9 protein-coding genes, 2 rRNA genes and 1 pseudogene are annotated in these 17,119 nt (G+C 58.0%); 8 read left to right on the top strand and 4 right to left on the bottom strand.

The window, feature by feature from the left end; genetic code table 11:
* Positions 1-579 precede the first annotated feature (579 nt).
* From ASG55_RS12050 to ASG55_RS12035, 4 genes are read left to right on the top strand one after another with little or no spacing between them, the layout of a single operon-like run.
* Positions 580-1,356 (top strand): DUF3050 domain-containing protein, encoded by a 777-nt coding sequence (locus tag ASG55_RS12050; RefSeq protein WP_056786895.1) that lies wholly within the window; start codon positions 580-582, stop codon positions 1,354-1,356.
* On the top strand, positions 1,353-2,282 hold the full coding sequence (locus ASG55_RS12045; RefSeq protein ID WP_056786893.1) for a diiron oxygenase: 930 nt from the start codon (positions 1,353-1,355) through the stop codon (positions 2,280-2,282). The genes ASG55_RS12050 and ASG55_RS12045 overlap by 4 nt, the downstream gene beginning before the upstream one ends.
* A gap of 10 nt (positions 2,283-2,292) precedes the next feature.
* Positions 2,293-5,685 carry a non-ribosomal peptide synthetase gene (locus ASG55_RS12040; protein WP_056786890.1) on the top strand — a complete coding sequence of 1,131 codons (3,393 nt, stop codon included), beginning with the start codon at positions 2,293-2,295 and terminating at the stop codon, positions 5,683-5,685.
* 22 nt (positions 5,686-5,707) lie between these two features.
* Positions 5,708-6,175, top strand: coding sequence for an SRPBCC family protein (locus ASG55_RS12035; RefSeq protein WP_056786888.1), 468 nt, complete (start codon positions 5,708-5,710; stop codon positions 6,173-6,175).
* A 127-nt stretch (positions 6,176-6,302) separates the two neighbouring features.
* On the opposite strand, the gene ASG55_RS27620 is transcribed toward ASG55_RS12035, so the two are convergent.
* Both ASG55_RS27620 and ASG55_RS27615 read right to left on the bottom strand, forming a co-directional pair.
* Positions 6,303-7,088 (bottom strand): methyl-accepting chemotaxis protein, encoded by a 786-nt coding sequence (locus tag ASG55_RS27620; RefSeq protein WP_370593577.1) that lies wholly within the window; start codon positions 7,086-7,088, stop codon positions 6,303-6,305.
* Positions 7,089-7,157: 69 nt separating this feature from the next.
* Positions 7,158-8,183: pseudogene (locus ASG55_RS27615) on the bottom strand (HAMP domain-containing protein); the annotation flags it as partial.
* A 311-nt stretch (positions 8,184-8,494) separates the two neighbouring features.
* On the opposite strand from ASG55_RS27615, the gene ASG55_RS12025 reads away from it, so the two are divergent.
* The 4 genes from ASG55_RS12025 (at position 8,495) to ASG55_RS12010 (ending at position 13,839) form a co-directional block, all read left to right on the top strand.
* On the top strand, positions 8,495-8,995 hold the full coding sequence (locus tag ASG55_RS12025; RefSeq protein WP_041479723.1) for a sigma-70 family RNA polymerase sigma factor: 501 nt from the start codon (positions 8,495-8,497) through the stop codon (positions 8,993-8,995).
* A complete protein-coding gene (locus ASG55_RS12020; protein ID WP_056786883.1) occupies positions 8,995-9,996 on the top strand; it encodes a FecR domain-containing protein in 1,002 nt (333 codons plus the stop codon). Before ASG55_RS12025 ends, ASG55_RS12020 begins: the two co-directional genes overlap by 1 nt.
* A gap of 87 nt (positions 9,997-10,083) precedes the next feature.
* On the top strand, positions 10,084-12,585 hold the full coding sequence (locus tag ASG55_RS12015) for a TonB-dependent siderophore receptor (protein WP_056786880.1): 2,502 nt from the start codon (positions 10,084-10,086) through the stop codon (positions 12,583-12,585).
* A gap of 75 nt (positions 12,586-12,660) precedes the next feature.
* Positions 12,661-13,839: a PepSY-associated TM helix domain-containing protein gene (locus ASG55_RS12010; protein ID WP_056786877.1), complete on the top strand. Its 1,179-nt coding sequence runs from the start codon at positions 12,661-12,663 to the stop codon at positions 13,837-13,839.
* A gap of 66 nt (positions 13,840-13,905) precedes the next feature.
* On the opposite strand, the gene rrf is transcribed toward ASG55_RS12010, so the two are convergent.
* Together rrf and ASG55_RS12000 are read right to left on the bottom strand one after the other, a co-directional pair.
* Positions 13,906-14,021: ribosomal RNA gene (gene rrf, locus ASG55_RS12005) — 5S ribosomal RNA — on the bottom strand.
* A 36-nt stretch (positions 14,022-14,057) separates the two neighbouring features.
* A 23S ribosomal RNA gene (locus ASG55_RS12000) occupies positions 14,058-16,951 on the bottom strand.
* Between the last annotated feature and the right edge of the window lie 168 nt (positions 16,952-17,119).

Raw genomic sequence — 17,119 nt, 5'->3', positions numbered from 1 at the left:
GCCGATGACCAATCGGTAATAGCCGTGACGGCAATTTACCCGCACTCTTCCAGCGCCACCCCTACAGAACGGGGACGCGCCGCCCTGACGGCACAGTCCCCGCAACAGGAACCTACGGAAGGAGCCTTGTCACGGGAAACAGGAAGTCATGGCGCCGGTCCCGGCCAACTTTCGCCTCCTTTGAATTCATAAACTTCCCTTGCTTAAAAAGTTGCTTCGAGTGAGGCATTCACTCTTGTTATCGATTTTGGCCGTTATTAGCCGAAAGGAGTAACTACGCCCAAATAAAACTTGATCCGAAAGTTTTATCGGCAACTTTCATATCCAAAAAACAGCCAACTTAAAATAATTGAAAATAAACTTGTTAAATGCATTTGCCCTGTATTAGTTTTTCTCTCGCCAGGTTTGAACGTCGCCGTTCAGCGCGGCATACCCTACGCAGCAGATGCAGCAACCGTGGCGCCGCAACGGCGCCACAGCGCAATTAATATTTGCCCGATTAATTTGCTATCCAACTTGCTCGACCGCTTACAGCAACTGAAAAGAACCGTGCACTTCATATCACTGATAAAGGACATCATGATGCCTACTAAGCAGCAACTCGCCTTGAAGAAAGCCGAACTGAGTATTCACCCGATCTTTTCCGAGATTACTTCGTTATCGGTATTGCGTCGTTTCATGGAAACCCATGTATTTGCCGTATGGGACTTCATGTCGCTGACCAAGCGCCTGCAACAGGAACTGACCTGTACGCGTTTACCCTGGTTGCCGCCGCGCGATCCCCACGCCGCTCGGTTGATCAACGAGATCGTGCTGGGCGAGGAATCGGACGATCGCCTCGATGCCGGCCACTACAGCCACTTCGAGTTGTACCTGGATGCGATGCGCGAAATCGGCGCGAGCACCTCGGCGGTGGAGCGCTTCGTCGCGTTGCAGCGCGAAGGCGTGAGTTATGACGTCGCATTGCAAAGCGTCGATGTCGACCCGGCGGCCGCGCAGTTTGTCCGCGATACCTTGCGCATTGCTCTGGATGCGCCGGGACACAGCGTCGCTGCGGCGTTCCTGCACGGTCGCGAGAGCGTTATTCCGACGATGTTCCAGCGCATCCTCGATGATTGGGGCATCGGCATCGAACAGGCGCCGACCTTCCGCTACTACCTGCAACGGCATATCGAAGTCGATTCCGAAGATCACGGCCCCGCCGCCGAGCAGTTGCTGGAGCGTCTGGTGGACGGCGATCCGCAGCGCGCAGCCGAGGTCTACGCCAGCGCCCTCGCTGCCGTGGAAAGCCGCATCGCCTTGTGGGACGGGCTGCGCTTGAGCATGGGCGCAAAAGTTGCCGAGGTGGCCCAATGAACTCTGCCGACTATCAATCCTTCGCCGAGGCCTGGGAAAGCCGCGCGACCATCCGCACCCGTCCACGGCGGTTGCTCGAAGACGATCAGCGCTTGATCTATCCACTCAGCCGCCAGCCGCTGGTGCTCAGCGAAACCTTCCTGCGTGAATGCCCGCAACAACGTGATTTCGCCCTAGTGCAGACGTTGTACAAATTCATCAATGACGTAGTGATTTTCGAGACCGAAATCGTCGACAAGACCGCCCGCAGCATTGCCAAGAATCGCTTCGCCGTGGCGTTCCCGTTCGCCTGTCGTTACGACGCGATGACCGTGGTGGTCGATGAGGATTACCACGCGCTGGTGGCCATGGATTTCATGCAGCAAACGGTGGCACTGACCGGTATCGAACCGATTCCGTTGCCCGACGAAATCGAATTGAGCCGGGCGATTCCCGCCGCTGTTGCGCTGGCCCCGCAACACCTGCGCAGCGCGGTGGAATTGATCTGCGTGGCGATCGCCGAAAACACCGTGACCGGCGATGTCGCGGCGTTCGCCCGCGATGATTCGGTCAAGCCGTCGATCAAGGGCCTGATGGCCGACCACTTGCTTGACGAGGGTCGCCACTCGAGTTTCTGGGCGCGCATGGTGCGCATCTATTGGCACACCGCCAGCGACGCGGACCGCGAAACCATCGCGCAGATTCTGCCGGTGTTCATCGGCCATTACCTGACCAACGATATCCAGAAATCCTTCGATTTGCGCCTGATCGATGCGCTGCCGGTCAGCGAAACCACGCGCCATTGTCTGCGCGAAGAAATCGCCGGACTGGCCTTCCCGATCAATCGCCACCACCCGTTGGTGGGCAACATCGTCAGGTTTTTCCACAACAGCTCGCTGCTCGACACACCGTGCGTACAGCACGCCCTGCGTGACTATCTGGTTTGAGGAGGCTGACATGAAACGTCTCGACATTTTGCTCACCGGCGCCAGCCAGGCCATGACCGATCTGGCCCGGGAGCTCGAACAGCATGGCCATGCTGTGACCCGCAGCGGCGTGGCTCAAACGGCGGTGGATCTGATCATCGACGATGGCTTTATCGCTGCTGGCGACTTCTGCGCGATCCCGCATCTGCACCTGCGCCTGGGTATCGCCGCGCAAGACCATGGCGGCCTGCCGACCCTCGACTTGCTGTGCTTCCTCGGCTCGTCGCTGATCAGCCGCGTACCGATCGGCGATAAGCCGTCCGGCAACGGTCAGTCGCTACGCCAACGAGCGCTTGCCCATGTGGTCGACGAAGTGGCGTTGCTGGTCAGCCATTTTTCCCGCGATGCCGATTATTTGAGGCATGCCCCGGCCCTCAAAGCGCCGGATTTCGAACGGCTGGAAGATCTGCTGTTTCTCGACAAACTGGCGTACGTCCACTGTCTCAATGACACGGCAAACCCGGCGCTGCTGGAGCAGGCGCAAATCCCGCTGATTGAGCGCCTGCAACAGAGCCTGATCGAGCATGCCGAACGACCTGCCCTGCACCTCGGCGGACAGTCCATCAGCTACCGCCAGTTGCACGCCCAGAGTCGGGCGATTCAACAGCGCCTGCTGCCCTTGCTCGAGCAACATCCGCAGCCGTGGGTGGTCGCTGTCTGCCAAGGCAAAAGCCCGGCACTGTTCGCCTCGATTCTGGCGATTCTCGGCAGCGGCGCGGTGTACTTGCCGCTGGAGCCGAGCCATCCTTTGCCGCGCCAGCAATACATCCTGGAAAACGCCGGCGCGGTGCTGTTGCTTCACGATGGACAGCAGGCGCTCAGCGAATCGATAGCGGGGCTCGATGTCAGTGGCATCGAAGCGCCGAACGCCGCTCTCGACCGGCCGCTGATGCAGCACCGCCCGGAGCTCGATGCGCCGTGCATGGCGCTCTACACCTCGGGTACCACCGGGCATCCGAAAGGCGTGCTGCTCAGCCAGGCCAATCTCGCGCACTTCACCGCGTGGTACGCCGACTACGTGCAGTTGCGCGCCGAGAGTCGGGTGTTGCAGTTTTCATCGCTGAGCTTCGATTCGTCGCTGATCGACATCTTCCCCAGCCTGCTCGCAGGGGCGGAACTGGTCGTGCCCGACGACACCCAGCGCCGCGATCCATTGCAGCTGGTTGCGTTGATTCGCCGACGGCAACTGACCCACGCCTTCCTGCCGCCGGCATTGTTGAGCATCCTGCCACTGGAGCAACTGGAGGGCGTGCAGGTGATGACCGGCGGTGATGTCTGCGAGCCGTACGTCATCGAGCAACTGACCCGCCAAGGCACCCTGCACAACCTGTATGGCCCGACCGAAGCCACCGTGCTGATCACCGCGCGCCAGCTCAAACCCGGGGACGGCAACCGCACGCTGGGAGGGCCGATCGCCAACAGTCGGGTGCTGATTCTCGACGACGATCTGCAACCGGTGCCCGATCAAACCGTCGGTGAGCTGTTCATCGTCGGCCCCGGTGTCTGCCTCGGTTACCTGAACAATCCGCAGCAGACCGCCGAGCGTTATCTGAGCCTGTCATTGCCCGGCGGCGAGACCCTGCGCGCCTACCGCAGCGGCGACATGGCCCAATGGGGCGAGCATGGTATCGAGCTGTGCGGGCGGCGCGACAATCAGGTGAAAATCCGTGGCTTCCGCGTCGAGCCGGAAGAGATCGAGCGCTGCCTGCGCGAGAGCCGCTTGTATCGGCAGATCGCCGTGGTCATCGACAGTCAGCGGCGGATTCTGGCGTTTATCGCCCAGCCACAAATCGAGACTGCCCGCGACGAATTGAAGGCTCACGCCCGGCAGTTTCTGCCGGACTACATGCAACCGGTAGCGTGGACCGAACTGGCGCAGATGCCGTTCGCCAGTAACGGCAAAGTCGATCGCAAGGCGCTGTTGGCATTGCCGGTGACGGTACAGGACAACGCTGCGAAATGCCTGCCGGCCAATGCTGACGAAGCGCTGCTTCTGGAGATCTGGGCCGAATTGCTGGAACTGCCGACCAGCGACATTTCCATCGACGAAAGCTTCTTCAATCTCGGCGGTCATTCGATTCTGCTGTCGCGGATGTTGCTGCGCTTGCGTGAGGAATTCGGCCGGAGCATTTCGATCAATCGCTTCATCGAACAGCCGACCATCAGCAAACTGGCGACGCTGGTGCGCGGCAGCGATGACAGCGCCGTGCTCAGCGCTCAGGCCATGGCCGACGCCGAGCGCGAGCTTGATATCGAACCGTTGCCGATCAGCCGCATGGGCGATGTGCACAAGGTCATCGTCACCGGTGCCAACAGTTTTGTCGGCGTGCACATCGTCGAAGCGCTGCTCGGTTGGGGCGCCAGCGAGGTGGCCTGTCTGGTGCGAGATAGCGCCGGGCAAACGGCGGCGCAACGCTTCGCTCAGGCACTGCGCGAAAACCGTCTGGAGCACCTCGACCTGAGTCGTGTGCGGGTTTACGCAGCTGATATCAGCCGTCCGCAACTGGGTCTCGGCGATGAGGATTATCAGCGCCTGGACCGCGAGTTCGGTGCACTGGTACACAACGCCGCCAACGTCAACCACGTGCTCGATTACGAGTCCCTGGCGGCGGACAACGTCGAGCCGATTTTCGCCCTGCTGAAGCTGTGCGAGGGGCGCAGTAAGAAGGTCTTCAACTTCGTCTCGACCCTGTCGGCATCCAGCACCGTGGATGATGCCGGTCGAGTGCTGGAACTGCCCGCCGCCGCGACGCCGCCGATCTACATTCGCAACGGCTACAACCTGTCGAAGTGGGTCGGCGAACGCATCCTTGAGCGGGCGCGCGAGCGGGGTGTACGGGTCAATCTGTATCGCCCCGGCAACATCAGCTTCAACAGCCTGAGCGGCGTCTGCCAGCCGCACAAGAACCGCTTGATGCTGATGCTCAAAGGCTCGATCCAGCTCGGTCAGGTGCCGGCCTTTGCGCTGAATTTCGACTTGATGCCGGTGGACTTTCTCGCCCGCTTCATCGCCTTCCATGCCAGCCGTTATTCAGCGGATCGCGCGGTGTTCAATCTGCACAATCCCGAGCCGCTGAGCTGGGATGCCTACGTCGCATCGTTCCGCGAAACCGGCAGCGAGTTTTCGCTGGTCAGCGTCGCCGACTGGCAGCAGCAACTGAACCGGGTCGACGCCGACAACGCGCTGTTCGGCGTGCTCGGTTTCTACCTCAACGGCTTTGAAGAAGACATCGGCGACATCTCGCTGATCGGCCACGCCAACGCCGAGGCCGGCGTGCAGCAGATGGGCGCGCACTACCCGCAGAAATCCCCGGCGCTGCTGCGTCGCGGCTGCGACTACCTGAAACAAATCAACTTCATCTGACTCATCCAAAAGGAGCAACACCATGAGCAATCTGCAACCCGACACACTGATCAAAAACCCGCAAGGCTGCCACGTTGTGTCGTCGGTGGAAGTGCCGGCGGACGCGGCACAAGTCTGGGCGGTCGTCGGCGATTTCGCCGGCTTCGATCGATTCATTCCGGCGCTGTCACACACCGAAATGACCGGCGAGGGCGTGTCTTCGCTGCGCAAGAAAATCTTCAAGGACGGCAACGTCGTGGTCGAACAACTCAACTCGCGCGATGAACAGGCACAGCGCATGACCTGGACGACGATTTACAACACCCTGGGGGTGGCGAATCTGTGGGCGGCAATGCAGGTGGAATCGCTGAGCGAAGGGAAGTCGCGAGCGACCTGGACGATCATTGCTGAACCAGCTTCCGGCGGAGAAGAGGCGTTGCCGGGATTCAGGGATTTCGTGCAGGGGTTTGCCGATGATGCGATGGGCAATGTCTTGAAGTTGTTTGTTTAAGGCATCGGTTTGGCGGTGATTGAACCGCCGCTTTCGCGAGCAGGCTCGCTCCCACATTTGGAATGCATTTTCCCTGTGGGAGCGAGCCTGCTCGCGAAGAACGATAACGCGGTCTGCGATCTGTGAATCAGATCTTGAAGCTGTCGACCAACTGCTTCAACCGGTTCGCCTGCTGCGACAACGCATCACAATCCTTCAACGTTTCGTTGAGGTTGGCCACGCTCTGCTGGTTCAACAGGTTTATCTGGTTGACGTCGACGTTGAGAGTTTCCACCACCGCAGTCTGCTCTTCAGTCGCAGCTGCCACCGACTGGTTCATACCGTCGATTTCGCCGATACGCTGAGTCACGCTGACCAGACGCAGACCGGCCTGATTCGCCACTTCCACGCTCTGCTCGCTTGACGCCTGGCTGGCGTTCATGGTGCTGACCGCCTCACGCGAGCCGACCTGCAGCGAGGTGATCATCTTGTGGATCTCTTCCGCCGATTCCTGGGTGCGATGCGCAAGGTTGCGCACCTCATCGGCGACCACGGCAAAACCGCGCCCGGCTTCACCGGCACGTGCGGCTTCGATGGCAGCATTGAGCGCCAGCAGGTTGGTCTGCTGCGAGATGCCTTTGATCACATCGAGAATGTGGCCAATGTTGTCGGTGCTGGCGTTCAGGGTTTCGATCTGTGTGCACGACAGGCTGATTTTCTGCGACAGCTCGGTCATCGCCTGAATGGTTTGCTCGACCACCTGACGACCGTCGTCAGCTTGCTCGCTGGCGCCACTGGCGTGCTGCGAAGCATCCGCCGCGTTGCGCGCGATCTCCTGAGTAGCGGCGCCCAGCTGATTGATCGCCGCCGCCACGCTGTTGGTGCGCGCACTTTGCTCGTCGGAACCGACGATCGAAGCGTTGGACGACGCCATCACCCGTTGCGACAAGTCGTGAACGTGACGAGTCGCCGACGACACTTCGGAAATCGATGCGTGAATCCGTTCAACGAACTGGTTAAACGCGCTGCCCAGTTCACCGAACTCGTCTTTGCTCTCGACCACCAGACGCCGGGTCAGATCGCCCTCGCCTTGGGCGATGTCTTTCATCGCGCGGCCCATGGTGGTCAGCGGACGCATCAACACGTTGATCAACAGGCTCAGCAGCAAAGCAATCGCCGCGACCGCGACAAACATGGCGATCAACGCCGAGGTGCGGAATTGGCTGAGAGCGACGTAGGCCTTGTCGCGATCGATCGACAGACCGATGTACCACTGCGCATTCGGCAGATCGCTGACCGGGGTGAACGAGAGAATGCGCTCCTGACCGTTGAGCACGACATTCTGGTTGCCCTTCTCGATGCGCACACTGGTGTTCGGGTAGATGTCCTTGAGGTTTTTCATCACTTGGTCTTTGTCCGGGCTGACGATCACCTGACCGTCAGCACTGACCAGAAACGCATGGCCGAGGCCACCGAAGTCCACCGAGTTGATGATCTTCACCAGGGTTTCCAGGCTCAGGTCACCACCGACCACACCGAGCAATTCACCGTCCTTCTTCACCGGCATGGCGATGGTCACCACCAAGCCGCCGACTGCCGCCATGTACGGCGGCGTCAGCATGGTTTTGTCGGCGGCCACGGCCTGCTTGTACCAAGGCCGCTGACGCGGATCGTAACCGTCCGGCATCTTCGCATCGGGGCGTTGGGTGAAGACACCGTTGGCCTGGCCGACGTAAGTGAACTGGAAGTTCGAAGTGAAGGCCGGTTGATCGACAAGGCCCGGCAAGTCGGCATTCCTGCCTTGATGGGCAACGTTCTGCGCGAGGTTTTCCAGCACCAGAATCCGTCCGCTCATCCAGTTCTGCACGCTGCTGGCGGTGAGGTCACCGGCCTGCTGCACAGAGGACTGCAGATTCTGGCGAATGGTGTTTCGCTGCAAGTAATCGTTGTAGAGCGTGAACAACGCGAACGCCAGGACGACGACGCCCGAAGCGGCCAGGAGGATTTTATGGCTGAACTTGAGATTCATTTCATGGGACTTCTTATGCCAAAAGTGGGGATGCGTTCCGGTTGCAACATTCCATGTACAGCGCAGGCAGCGTTCTTCTGGCCGCTCTACTTTGGTGCACGCATTTCTCACCAGTCTGTCGGCCAACGGCGGAGAAATCTTAGGGGCGCGTGAGAAATGGACGCTTTCTGGACAGGATTCCCGCCGGACGGCGTGCCAGAGCGGCTGCGATGGAATTTTTCACAACCGCCATAGGGGCGACGGTTGCAAAATCTGTAACCCTTGATGACAATGCGACTAATTATCATTTGTGACGTTCGGGCTGGCGTGTCATGTCTTCACCTGAGTTGGTCGTACAGGCGCTTTACGGTAGTCATCACGGCTGGCTCAATGCCTGGCTGCGCGCGCGGCTGGGCAACGCAGCGGATGCGGCGGATCTGGCTCAGGACACTTTCCTGCGCCTGCTGCAACGTACTGAACGCCTCGAACTCAAAGCGCCTCGCGCTTTCCTGCGGACCATCGCGCGCGGCCTGGTGATCGATCATTGGCGTCGCGAGGAAATCGAGCGGGCCTATCTGGAAACCATTGCTCATTTGCCTGAAGGCGAAGTACCTGACGCCGAATCGCGCGCGTTGGTGCTGGAACTGCTGGAAAGCATTGCGCGCATGCTTGAGGGTTTGAAGCCGAAAGTGCGTCAGGCGTTTCTCCTGGCGCAGTGCGAAGGTTTGACTCACAAACAGATCGCCGAGCAGTTGGGCGTGTCGGTACGTTCAGTGGAACGATATGTCGCCGATGCGCTGTATCACTGCTATGTGTTGCGATATGAAAGCTGATGCCTGTGGATAATCTCTCACTCGGTCGCCGCGTCGAGCCGCGCCAACACGTCGTCAAGCAAGCGATTCACTGGCTGCTGCGGCTGCGCAATAACCACGGCAATTCGCGGCTGACTCGCCAATGCGAGCAGTGGCGCGCCGAGCATCACGAACATGAAATCGCCTGGCAGCGGGTGCAGTCGCTGCAAGCCGAATTGAGTTCCAGTCTGCGCGCCGTGCCGGGCGCGCAGGTCGCTTTCAATACCTTGGAAAACAGTGCGCAGGGATTGGGCCGACGCCAGGCTTTGAAGTTGTTGTCGGGCGCGCTGTTGATGGGCTCCGCCGCATGGCTGGCCAAGGACAGCGCCGCCTGGCAGCAATGGCGCGCCGACTACGCGACGGCGACCGGCGAACGGCGCGGTTTCCAGTTACCCGACGGCACGCGGATCGAACTCAACACCGCCAGCGCCGTGGACCTGGATTACACCGCGCAGCAGCGCCTGATCAAACTGACCCGTGGCGAGATCATCGTTACCTGCGGCGGCTCTGACGAAGGCGCGGCATCCGATCGACCGCTGCGCGTACAGAATCGCCACGGGAGTTATGAACCGTTCGACGCGCGTTTCATTTTGCGTCAGGACGATCAGTGCACGCGGCTCAGCGTTACCCGCGGCCGAGTGTTGGTTCGCGCTGGCGGTCATTCCCTCGAAGCGCTCGCCGGGCAAAGTTTTCTGGTCGACCAAAGCGGTTTGCGCGCAGCGCCGACGCCGGATATGGATGCGGGCGCCTGGCTCGACGGTTTGATCGTCACGCGCAATATGCGCCTGGGTGATTTTCTTGCTGAAGTCGCCCGTTATCGCCCGGGGTTTCTGAGTTGCGCGGCGGATATCGCAGACTTGCGCCTCTCTGGGGTGTTCCGTCTGGAGGACACCGACAGGCTGCTGGCGGTCCTGCCGCAGACGCTGCCGGTGCAATTGCGTTATCGCACCCGTTGGTGGGTGACTCTGGAGCGTGCGGTCTGAACATTTTTTGGCGGGTTTTCGCAGACAGTCCGGCTTAGTCAGTAAGCACTTCAACTCAGCCCCCGCGACTGCCTACGGAAATCCACAATGACTGTCCGCGCCACTTGTAAGAACCCTCTGAATTTCACTGCAGAATCGACACTGCTGCGCCATGCGGTTCGGGCGGCACTGCTGACCACCGCGCTGGGCGTCAGCGTGTTACCGAGCCTGAGTCTGGCCGCCAACACCGGCACCGAGATCAGCCACCGCTACAACATTGCTGCCGGGCCATTGGGCGAGGCGTTGAATCAGTTTGCCCGGCAGGCCGGTATCACCCTGGCGATGACACCGCAACAGACTCAAGGTCAGCAATCACCCGGCGTGCAGGGTGAATATTCGACCGACCAGGCCTTGAGCCATTTGCTCGGCAGCTCAGGGTTGGAAGCCGTCAGCCAGGACGGCAGCAGCTACATTCTGCGCCCACTCGCTGAAAGCGAAGCTCTGGCCTTGCCGACCACTGATATCAAAGGTTTTGCCCTCGGCAACGCGCTGGGCAGCATGGCCGGCTACAACGCCACGCACAGCCAGATCGCCACCAAGACCAGTACCGCATTGCTGGAAACCTCGCAAAGCGTATCGGTGGTCACGCGCGAGCAAATGGATGACCAAGGCTCGCAGACCGTCTCGCAAGCGATGCGCTACGCCCCGGGCGTGCTGACCAACCCGTATGGCGCTACGCACCGTTACGACTACGTGGCGATGCGCGGTTTCAACGACGGCTCGGTGGACAACATCTACCTCGACGGCCTCAAGTCGATGGGCGACAGCGGCACCTACAGCACCATGCAGGTCGATCCGTATTTCCTTGAGCGTGTGGACATTCTCAAAGGCCCGTCGTCCGTGCTGTACGGCCGTAGCTCGCCCGGCGGTCTGGTCGCGCTGACCAGCAAAAAGCCGTTGTATGAGGCCTACCATCAGGTGCAGGCGACAGTGGGGACGCAAGGCCAGCGTGGGGTTGGTTTTGACTTCAGCGGTCCGGTCGATGACGACAAGCGCATTGCCTATCGTCTGACCGGACTAAGCGATCAGTCCGACACGCAATTCGACCATAACAAGGAAAAACGCTTCGCCCTTGCGCCGACGCTGAGCGTCGATTTCAGCGAAGACACCTCGCTGACTCTGCAAGCCTATCTGCAGCACGATCCGGACGGCGGCTATCACGGCGGCGTTCCGGCGGACGGCACAGTCCATCAGCGCAATAGCGAGCGCATCTCGCCGCGCTTCTTCGAGGGCGAGCCGGGGATCGATGGCTACTCCCGTGACCAGCAGTCGTTTGGCTATCAGTTCGAACATCGCTTCAACGATGTCTTCACGGCGCGGCAGAATTTCCGTTATCTCGATTCCAAAGTGAACATGGATCAGGTCTACGCCTATGGCTGGACCACTCCGACCAGCAATGAACTGAACCGTTATTACACCGGCGGTGATGAGCGCCTGCATGCGTTTATCGTCGACAACATGCTGCAGGCCGAATTCTTCACCGGCGCGACCAAGCACACAGTCCTGATGGGCGCGGATTATCAACGGCGCAAAACCGTGGTCGACTGGACCAGTGGTGGACTGGCGCCGATCAATGCGTTCAATCCGGTATACGGCAACTCGGCGATCGAAATGTATGGCGACACCAGCTATCTGCGTCGCCTCGAACAGACCGGTGTGTACCTGCAAGACCTGATCGAGATGGACAAGTGGCGCTTCTCGCTGGGCCTGCGTCAGGACTGGGTCGAGACATCCGATGAAAACCGCATCGCCGAAGCGGGGCGTCCGGTTGGTACAGAGATCAATGATCGGCGCACGAAACTCACTGGGCGTGCCGGCGCTTTATATCTGTTTGATAACGGTCTGGCGCCATACATCAGCTACTCCGAGTCGTTTAACCCGAACTCCTATGCCGACAGCGCCGGTAATCCACTCGCCCCTACCGATGGCACACAGTGGGAAGTCGGTTTGAAGTATCAGCCGCCGGGCACCGATAACCTGTTCACCGCCTCGCTGTTCCGCATCGACCAGGAAAACCTCGCGACCAAACTGCCGCAGGAAAACTTCTATCGCGCGGTCGGCGCTGTGCGCTCGCAAGGTCTGGAGCTGGAAGCGCACATGCAACTGACCGATAACTTGAAAGTGCTCGGCAGTTACACCTTCACTGATATCGAATATTCCAGATCGATGATCAGCACCTTGAGCACGCCGACCGATGTAATCGAGAACAAGGGCAACTCGCCGACTCAGGCGCCGCGCCACATGGCCTCGCTGTGGGCTGACTACAAGTTCGACAGCGCCGCACTTGATGGGCTGCGCCTGGGTGGTGGGGTGCGCTATGTCGGCTACAGCTGGGCCGATGCGGAGAACACGATGAAGGTGCCGTCTTACACGCTGTTCGATGCCTCGATTGGTTATGACCTGGGCAAGGTCGGCTTGAAGGGTGTGGATGTACGGCTCAACGCGAACAACCTGACCAATGAATCCTATGTCGCGTCCTGCGCCAGCCTCAACTTCTGCTACATGGGCGAAGAACGCAACGTAGCGGCGACCGTCAGCTATCAGTTCTAAAGCATTGTTCTGTGCATAAAAAAGCCAGCCCCTGATATCAGGGGCTGGCTTTGTCGTTTCTTCGGGGTGTTTTGTATGCGTGCGTTTCTGGTTTTGTTGCATCGGTACATTGGCTTGGCCACTGCGACGTTTTTATTATTGGCCGGGCTGACCGGCAGTGTGCTGGCGTTCAATCACGAACTGGACGAGTGGCTGAATCCGCAGTTCTACGAGGCGACGTCAGTGGGTGAGCGCTTGTCGCCGGGCGCGTTGGTAGATGCAGTGCAGACAGCGCATCCGAAACTGCAAGTCTGGTACATGGAGTATCCGCAGGAGGCGGGGCATACGGCGCTGCTGGCGGCCGTTCCGCGTAAAGATCCGGCGACGGGCCAGCCGTTCGATGAGCGCAATCAGGTGTTCTATCTGGACCCGATCAGCGCGGAGCAAAAAGGCGCGCGCTACTGGGGTGAATGCTGTTTTCAACGAGAGAACTTCATCCCGTTCATTCTGGAGTTTCATTACAACCTGACATTGCCCGGTAACTGGGGATTGCTGTTGATGGGTGGGGTGGCGATCGCGTGGGTGATCGACTGCTTTGTCGCATTGTTCCTGACCTTGCCGCGCGGCAAGCCCTTCTGGAAGAAGTGGGCAACTGCGTGGAAGGTCAAAGGCGGGCATGCCTACCGCTTGAACTTCGATCTGCATCGCGCCGGAGGATTGTGGTTGTGGCTGCTGCTGTTACCGATCGCCGTCAGCAGCGTGGCGATGAACTTGCCGAGCCAGGTGTTCAAGCCTGCGGTTTCGTTGTTTTCGCCCATCGAGCCGAGCGTTTATGAAGCCAGAGGACGAATGCCCGCCAATCAACTGGGGACGACACAGTTGAGTTATCAACAGGCGTACGAAAGGGCATTGCAGGAAGGGGAACGATTAGGACTGACGGCCGCGATCGGCGAGTTGTATTACAGCTTTGAGTACAACTTCTACGGCGCAGGATTTGGACAGCACGATACGGACGCTCACGGTAAATCCTGGTTGTTCTTTCACGGTACCGATGGCCGATTATTGGGACAGGAGATCGCGGGACAGGGCACGCTCGGAGAGCAGTTCTATCGACTCCAGTTGCCCATACATGGGGGACGGATCATCGGGGTAACAGGGCAGGTAATGATCGCGGTACTGGGTGTGTTGATTGCGGGGTTGTCAGGGACGGGGGTTTATATCTGGTGGCGCAAGTGGCAGGCAAGACGCAGCACCAGGATCCGAAGAACAGCCTGATCTTTCGTACACGCTTAAATGACAAAACCCCTGTCTGCGTTAGCAGACAGGGGTTTCGGAATTYAATCTTGACGATGACCTACTCTCACATGGGGAAACCCCACACTACCATCGGCGATRCATCGTTTCACTGCTGAGTTCGGGATGGGATCAGGTGGTTCCAAYGYTCTATGGTCGTCAAGAAGCCTTTTCAGGTCAGCAAATTGCTTGGGTGTTATATGGTCAAGCCTCACGGGCAATTAGTATTGGTTAGCTCAACGCCTCACAGCGCTTACACACCCAACCTATCAACGTCGTAGTCTTCGACGGCCCTTCAGGGAACTCAAGGTTCCAGTGAGATCTCATCTTGAGGCAAGTTTCCCGCTTAGATGCTTTCAGCGGTTATCTTTCCCGAACATAGCTACCCGGCAATGCCACTGGCGTGACAACCGGAACACCAGAGGTTCGTCCACTCCGGTCCTCTCGTACTAGGAGCAGCCCCTCTCAAATCTCAAACGTCCACGGCAGATAGGGACCGAACTGTCTCACGACGTTCTAAACCCAGCTCGCGTACCACTTTAAATGGCGAACAGCCATACCCTTGGGACCGGCTTCAGCCCCAGGATGTGATGAGCCGACATCGAGGTGCCAAACACCGCCGTCGATATGAACTCTTGGGCGGTATCAGCCTGTTATCCCCGGAGTACCTTTTATCCGTTGAGCGATGGCCCTTCCATACAGAACCACCGGATCACTAAGACCTACTTTCGTACCTGCTCGACGTGTCTGTCTCGCAGTCAAGCGCGCTTTTGCCTTTATACTCTACGACCGATTTCCGACCGGTCTGAGCGCACCTTCGTACTCCTCCGTTACTCTTTAGGAGGAGACCGCCCCAGTCAAACTACCCACCATACACTGTCCTCGATCCGGATAACGGACCTGAGTTAGAACCTCAAAGTTGCCAGGGTGGTATTTCAAGGATGGCTCCACGCGAACTGGCGTCCACGCTTCAAAGCCTCCCACCTATCCTACACAAGCAAATTCAAAGTCCAGTGCAAAGCTATAGTAAAGGTTCACGGGGTCTTTCCGTCTAGCCGCGGATACACTGCATCTTCACAGCGATTTCAATTTCACTGAGTCTCGGGTGGAGACAGCGCCGCCATCGTTACGCCATTCGTGCAGGTCGGAACTTACCCGACAAGGAATTTCGCTACCTTAGGACCGTTATAGTTACGGCCGCCGTTTACCGGGGCTTCGATCAAGAGCTTCGCGTTAGCTAACCCCATCAATTAACCTTCCGGCACCGGGCAGGCGTCACACCCTATACGTCCACTTTCGTGTTTGCAGAGTGCTGTGTTTTTAATAAACAGTCGCAGCGGCCTGGTATCTTCGACCGGCATGAGCTTACGGAGCAAGTCCTTCACCCTCACCGGCGCACCTTCTCCCGAAGTTACGGTGCCATTTTGCCTAGTTCCTTCACCCGAGTTCTCTCAAGCGCCTTGGTATTCTCTACCCAACCACCTGTGTCGGTTTGGGGTACGGTTCCTGGTTAYCTGAAGCTTAGAAGCTTTTCTTGGAAGCATGGCATCAACCACTTCGTSWYCYAAARGRWMACTCGTCATCAGCTCTCGGCCTTAAGATCCCGGATTTACCTAAGATCTCAGCCTACCACCTTAAACTTGGACAACCAACGCCAAGCTGGCCTAGCCTTCTCCGTCCCTCCATCGCAATAACCAGAAGTACAGGAATATTAACCTGTTTTCCATCGACTACGCTTTTCAGCCTCGCCTTAGGGACCGACTAACCCTGCGTCGATTAACGTTGCGCAGGAAACCTTGGTCTTTCGGCGTGGGTGTTTTTCACACCCATTGTCGTTACTCATGTCAGCATTCGCACTTCTGATACCTCCAGCAAGCTTCTCAACTCACCTTCACAGGCTTACAGAACGCTCCTCTACCGCATCAYCCKAAGRTGATACCCGTAGCTTCGGTGTATGGTTTGAGCCCCGTTACATCTTCCGCGCAGGCCGACTCGACTAGTGAGCTATTACGCTTTCTTTAAAGGGTGGCTGCTTCTAAGCCAACCTCCTAGCTGTCTAAGCCTTCCCACATCGTTTCCCACTTAACCATAACTTTGGGACCTTAGCTGACGGTCTGGGTTGTTTCCCTTTTCACGACGGACGTTAGCACCCGCCGTGTGTCTCCCATGCTCGGCACTTGTAGGTATTCGGAGTTTGCATCGGTTTGGTAAGTCGGGATGACCCCCTAGCCGAAACAGTGCTCTACCCCCTACAGTGATACATGAGGCGCTACCTAAATAGCTTTCGAGGAGAACCAGCTATCTCCGAGCTTGATTAGCCTTTCACTCCGATCCACAGGTCATCCGCTAACTTTTCAACGGTAGTCGGTTCGGTCCTCCAGTCAGTGTTACCTAACCTTCAACCTGCCCATGGATAGATCGCCCGGTTTCGGGTCTATTCCCAGCGACTAGACGCCCTATTAAGACTCGCTTTCGCTACGCCTCCCCTATTCGGTTAAGCTCGCCACTGAAAATAAGTCGCTGACCCATTATACAAAAGGTACGCAGTCACAGAACAAAGTCTGCTCCCACTGCTTGTACGCATACGGTTTCAGGATCTATTTCACTCCCCTCTCCGGGGTTCTTTTCGCCTTTCCCTCACGGTACTAGTTCACTATCGGTCAGTCAGTAGTATTTAGCCTTGGAGGATGGTCCCCCCATATTCAGACAAAGTTTCTCGTGCTCCGTCCTACTCGATTTCATGACTAAGAGATTTTCGCGTACAGGGCTATCACCCACTATGGCCGCACTTTCCAGAGCGTTCCGCTAATCTCAAAGCCACTTAAGGGCTAGTCCCCGTTCGCTCGCCACTACTAAGGGAATCTCGGTTGATTTCTTTTCCTCAGGGTACTTAGATGTTTCAGTTCCCCTGGTTCGCCTCTTGCACCTATGTATTCAGTACAAGATAACCATCTTATGATGGCTGGGTTCCCCCATTCAGACATCTCCGGATCAAAGTCTGTTTGCCGACTCCCCGAAGCTTTTCGCAGGCTACCACGTCTTTCATCGCCTCTGACTGCCAAGGCATCCACCGTATGCGCTTCTTCACTTGACCATATAACCCCAAGCAATCTGGTTATACTGTGAAGACGACATTCGCCGAAAATTCGAATTTCTCAAYTAAGAGAACTCACAAATTTTACCTTAGCCTGATCCGTTACCAGTGAAAGTAACGTTCAGTCTATCTTTCTATCACATACCCAAATTTTTAAAGAACGATCTA

Source organism: Pseudomonas sp. Leaf434 (assembly GCF_001425545.1).
In the GTDB taxonomy this organism is placed as follows: domain Bacteria; phylum Pseudomonadota; class Gammaproteobacteria; order Pseudomonadales; family Pseudomonadaceae; genus Aquipseudomonas; species Aquipseudomonas siliginis.
Note: the sequence above shows the minus strand (reverse complement) of the source record. Positions and strands in the feature narration are given on the sequence as shown.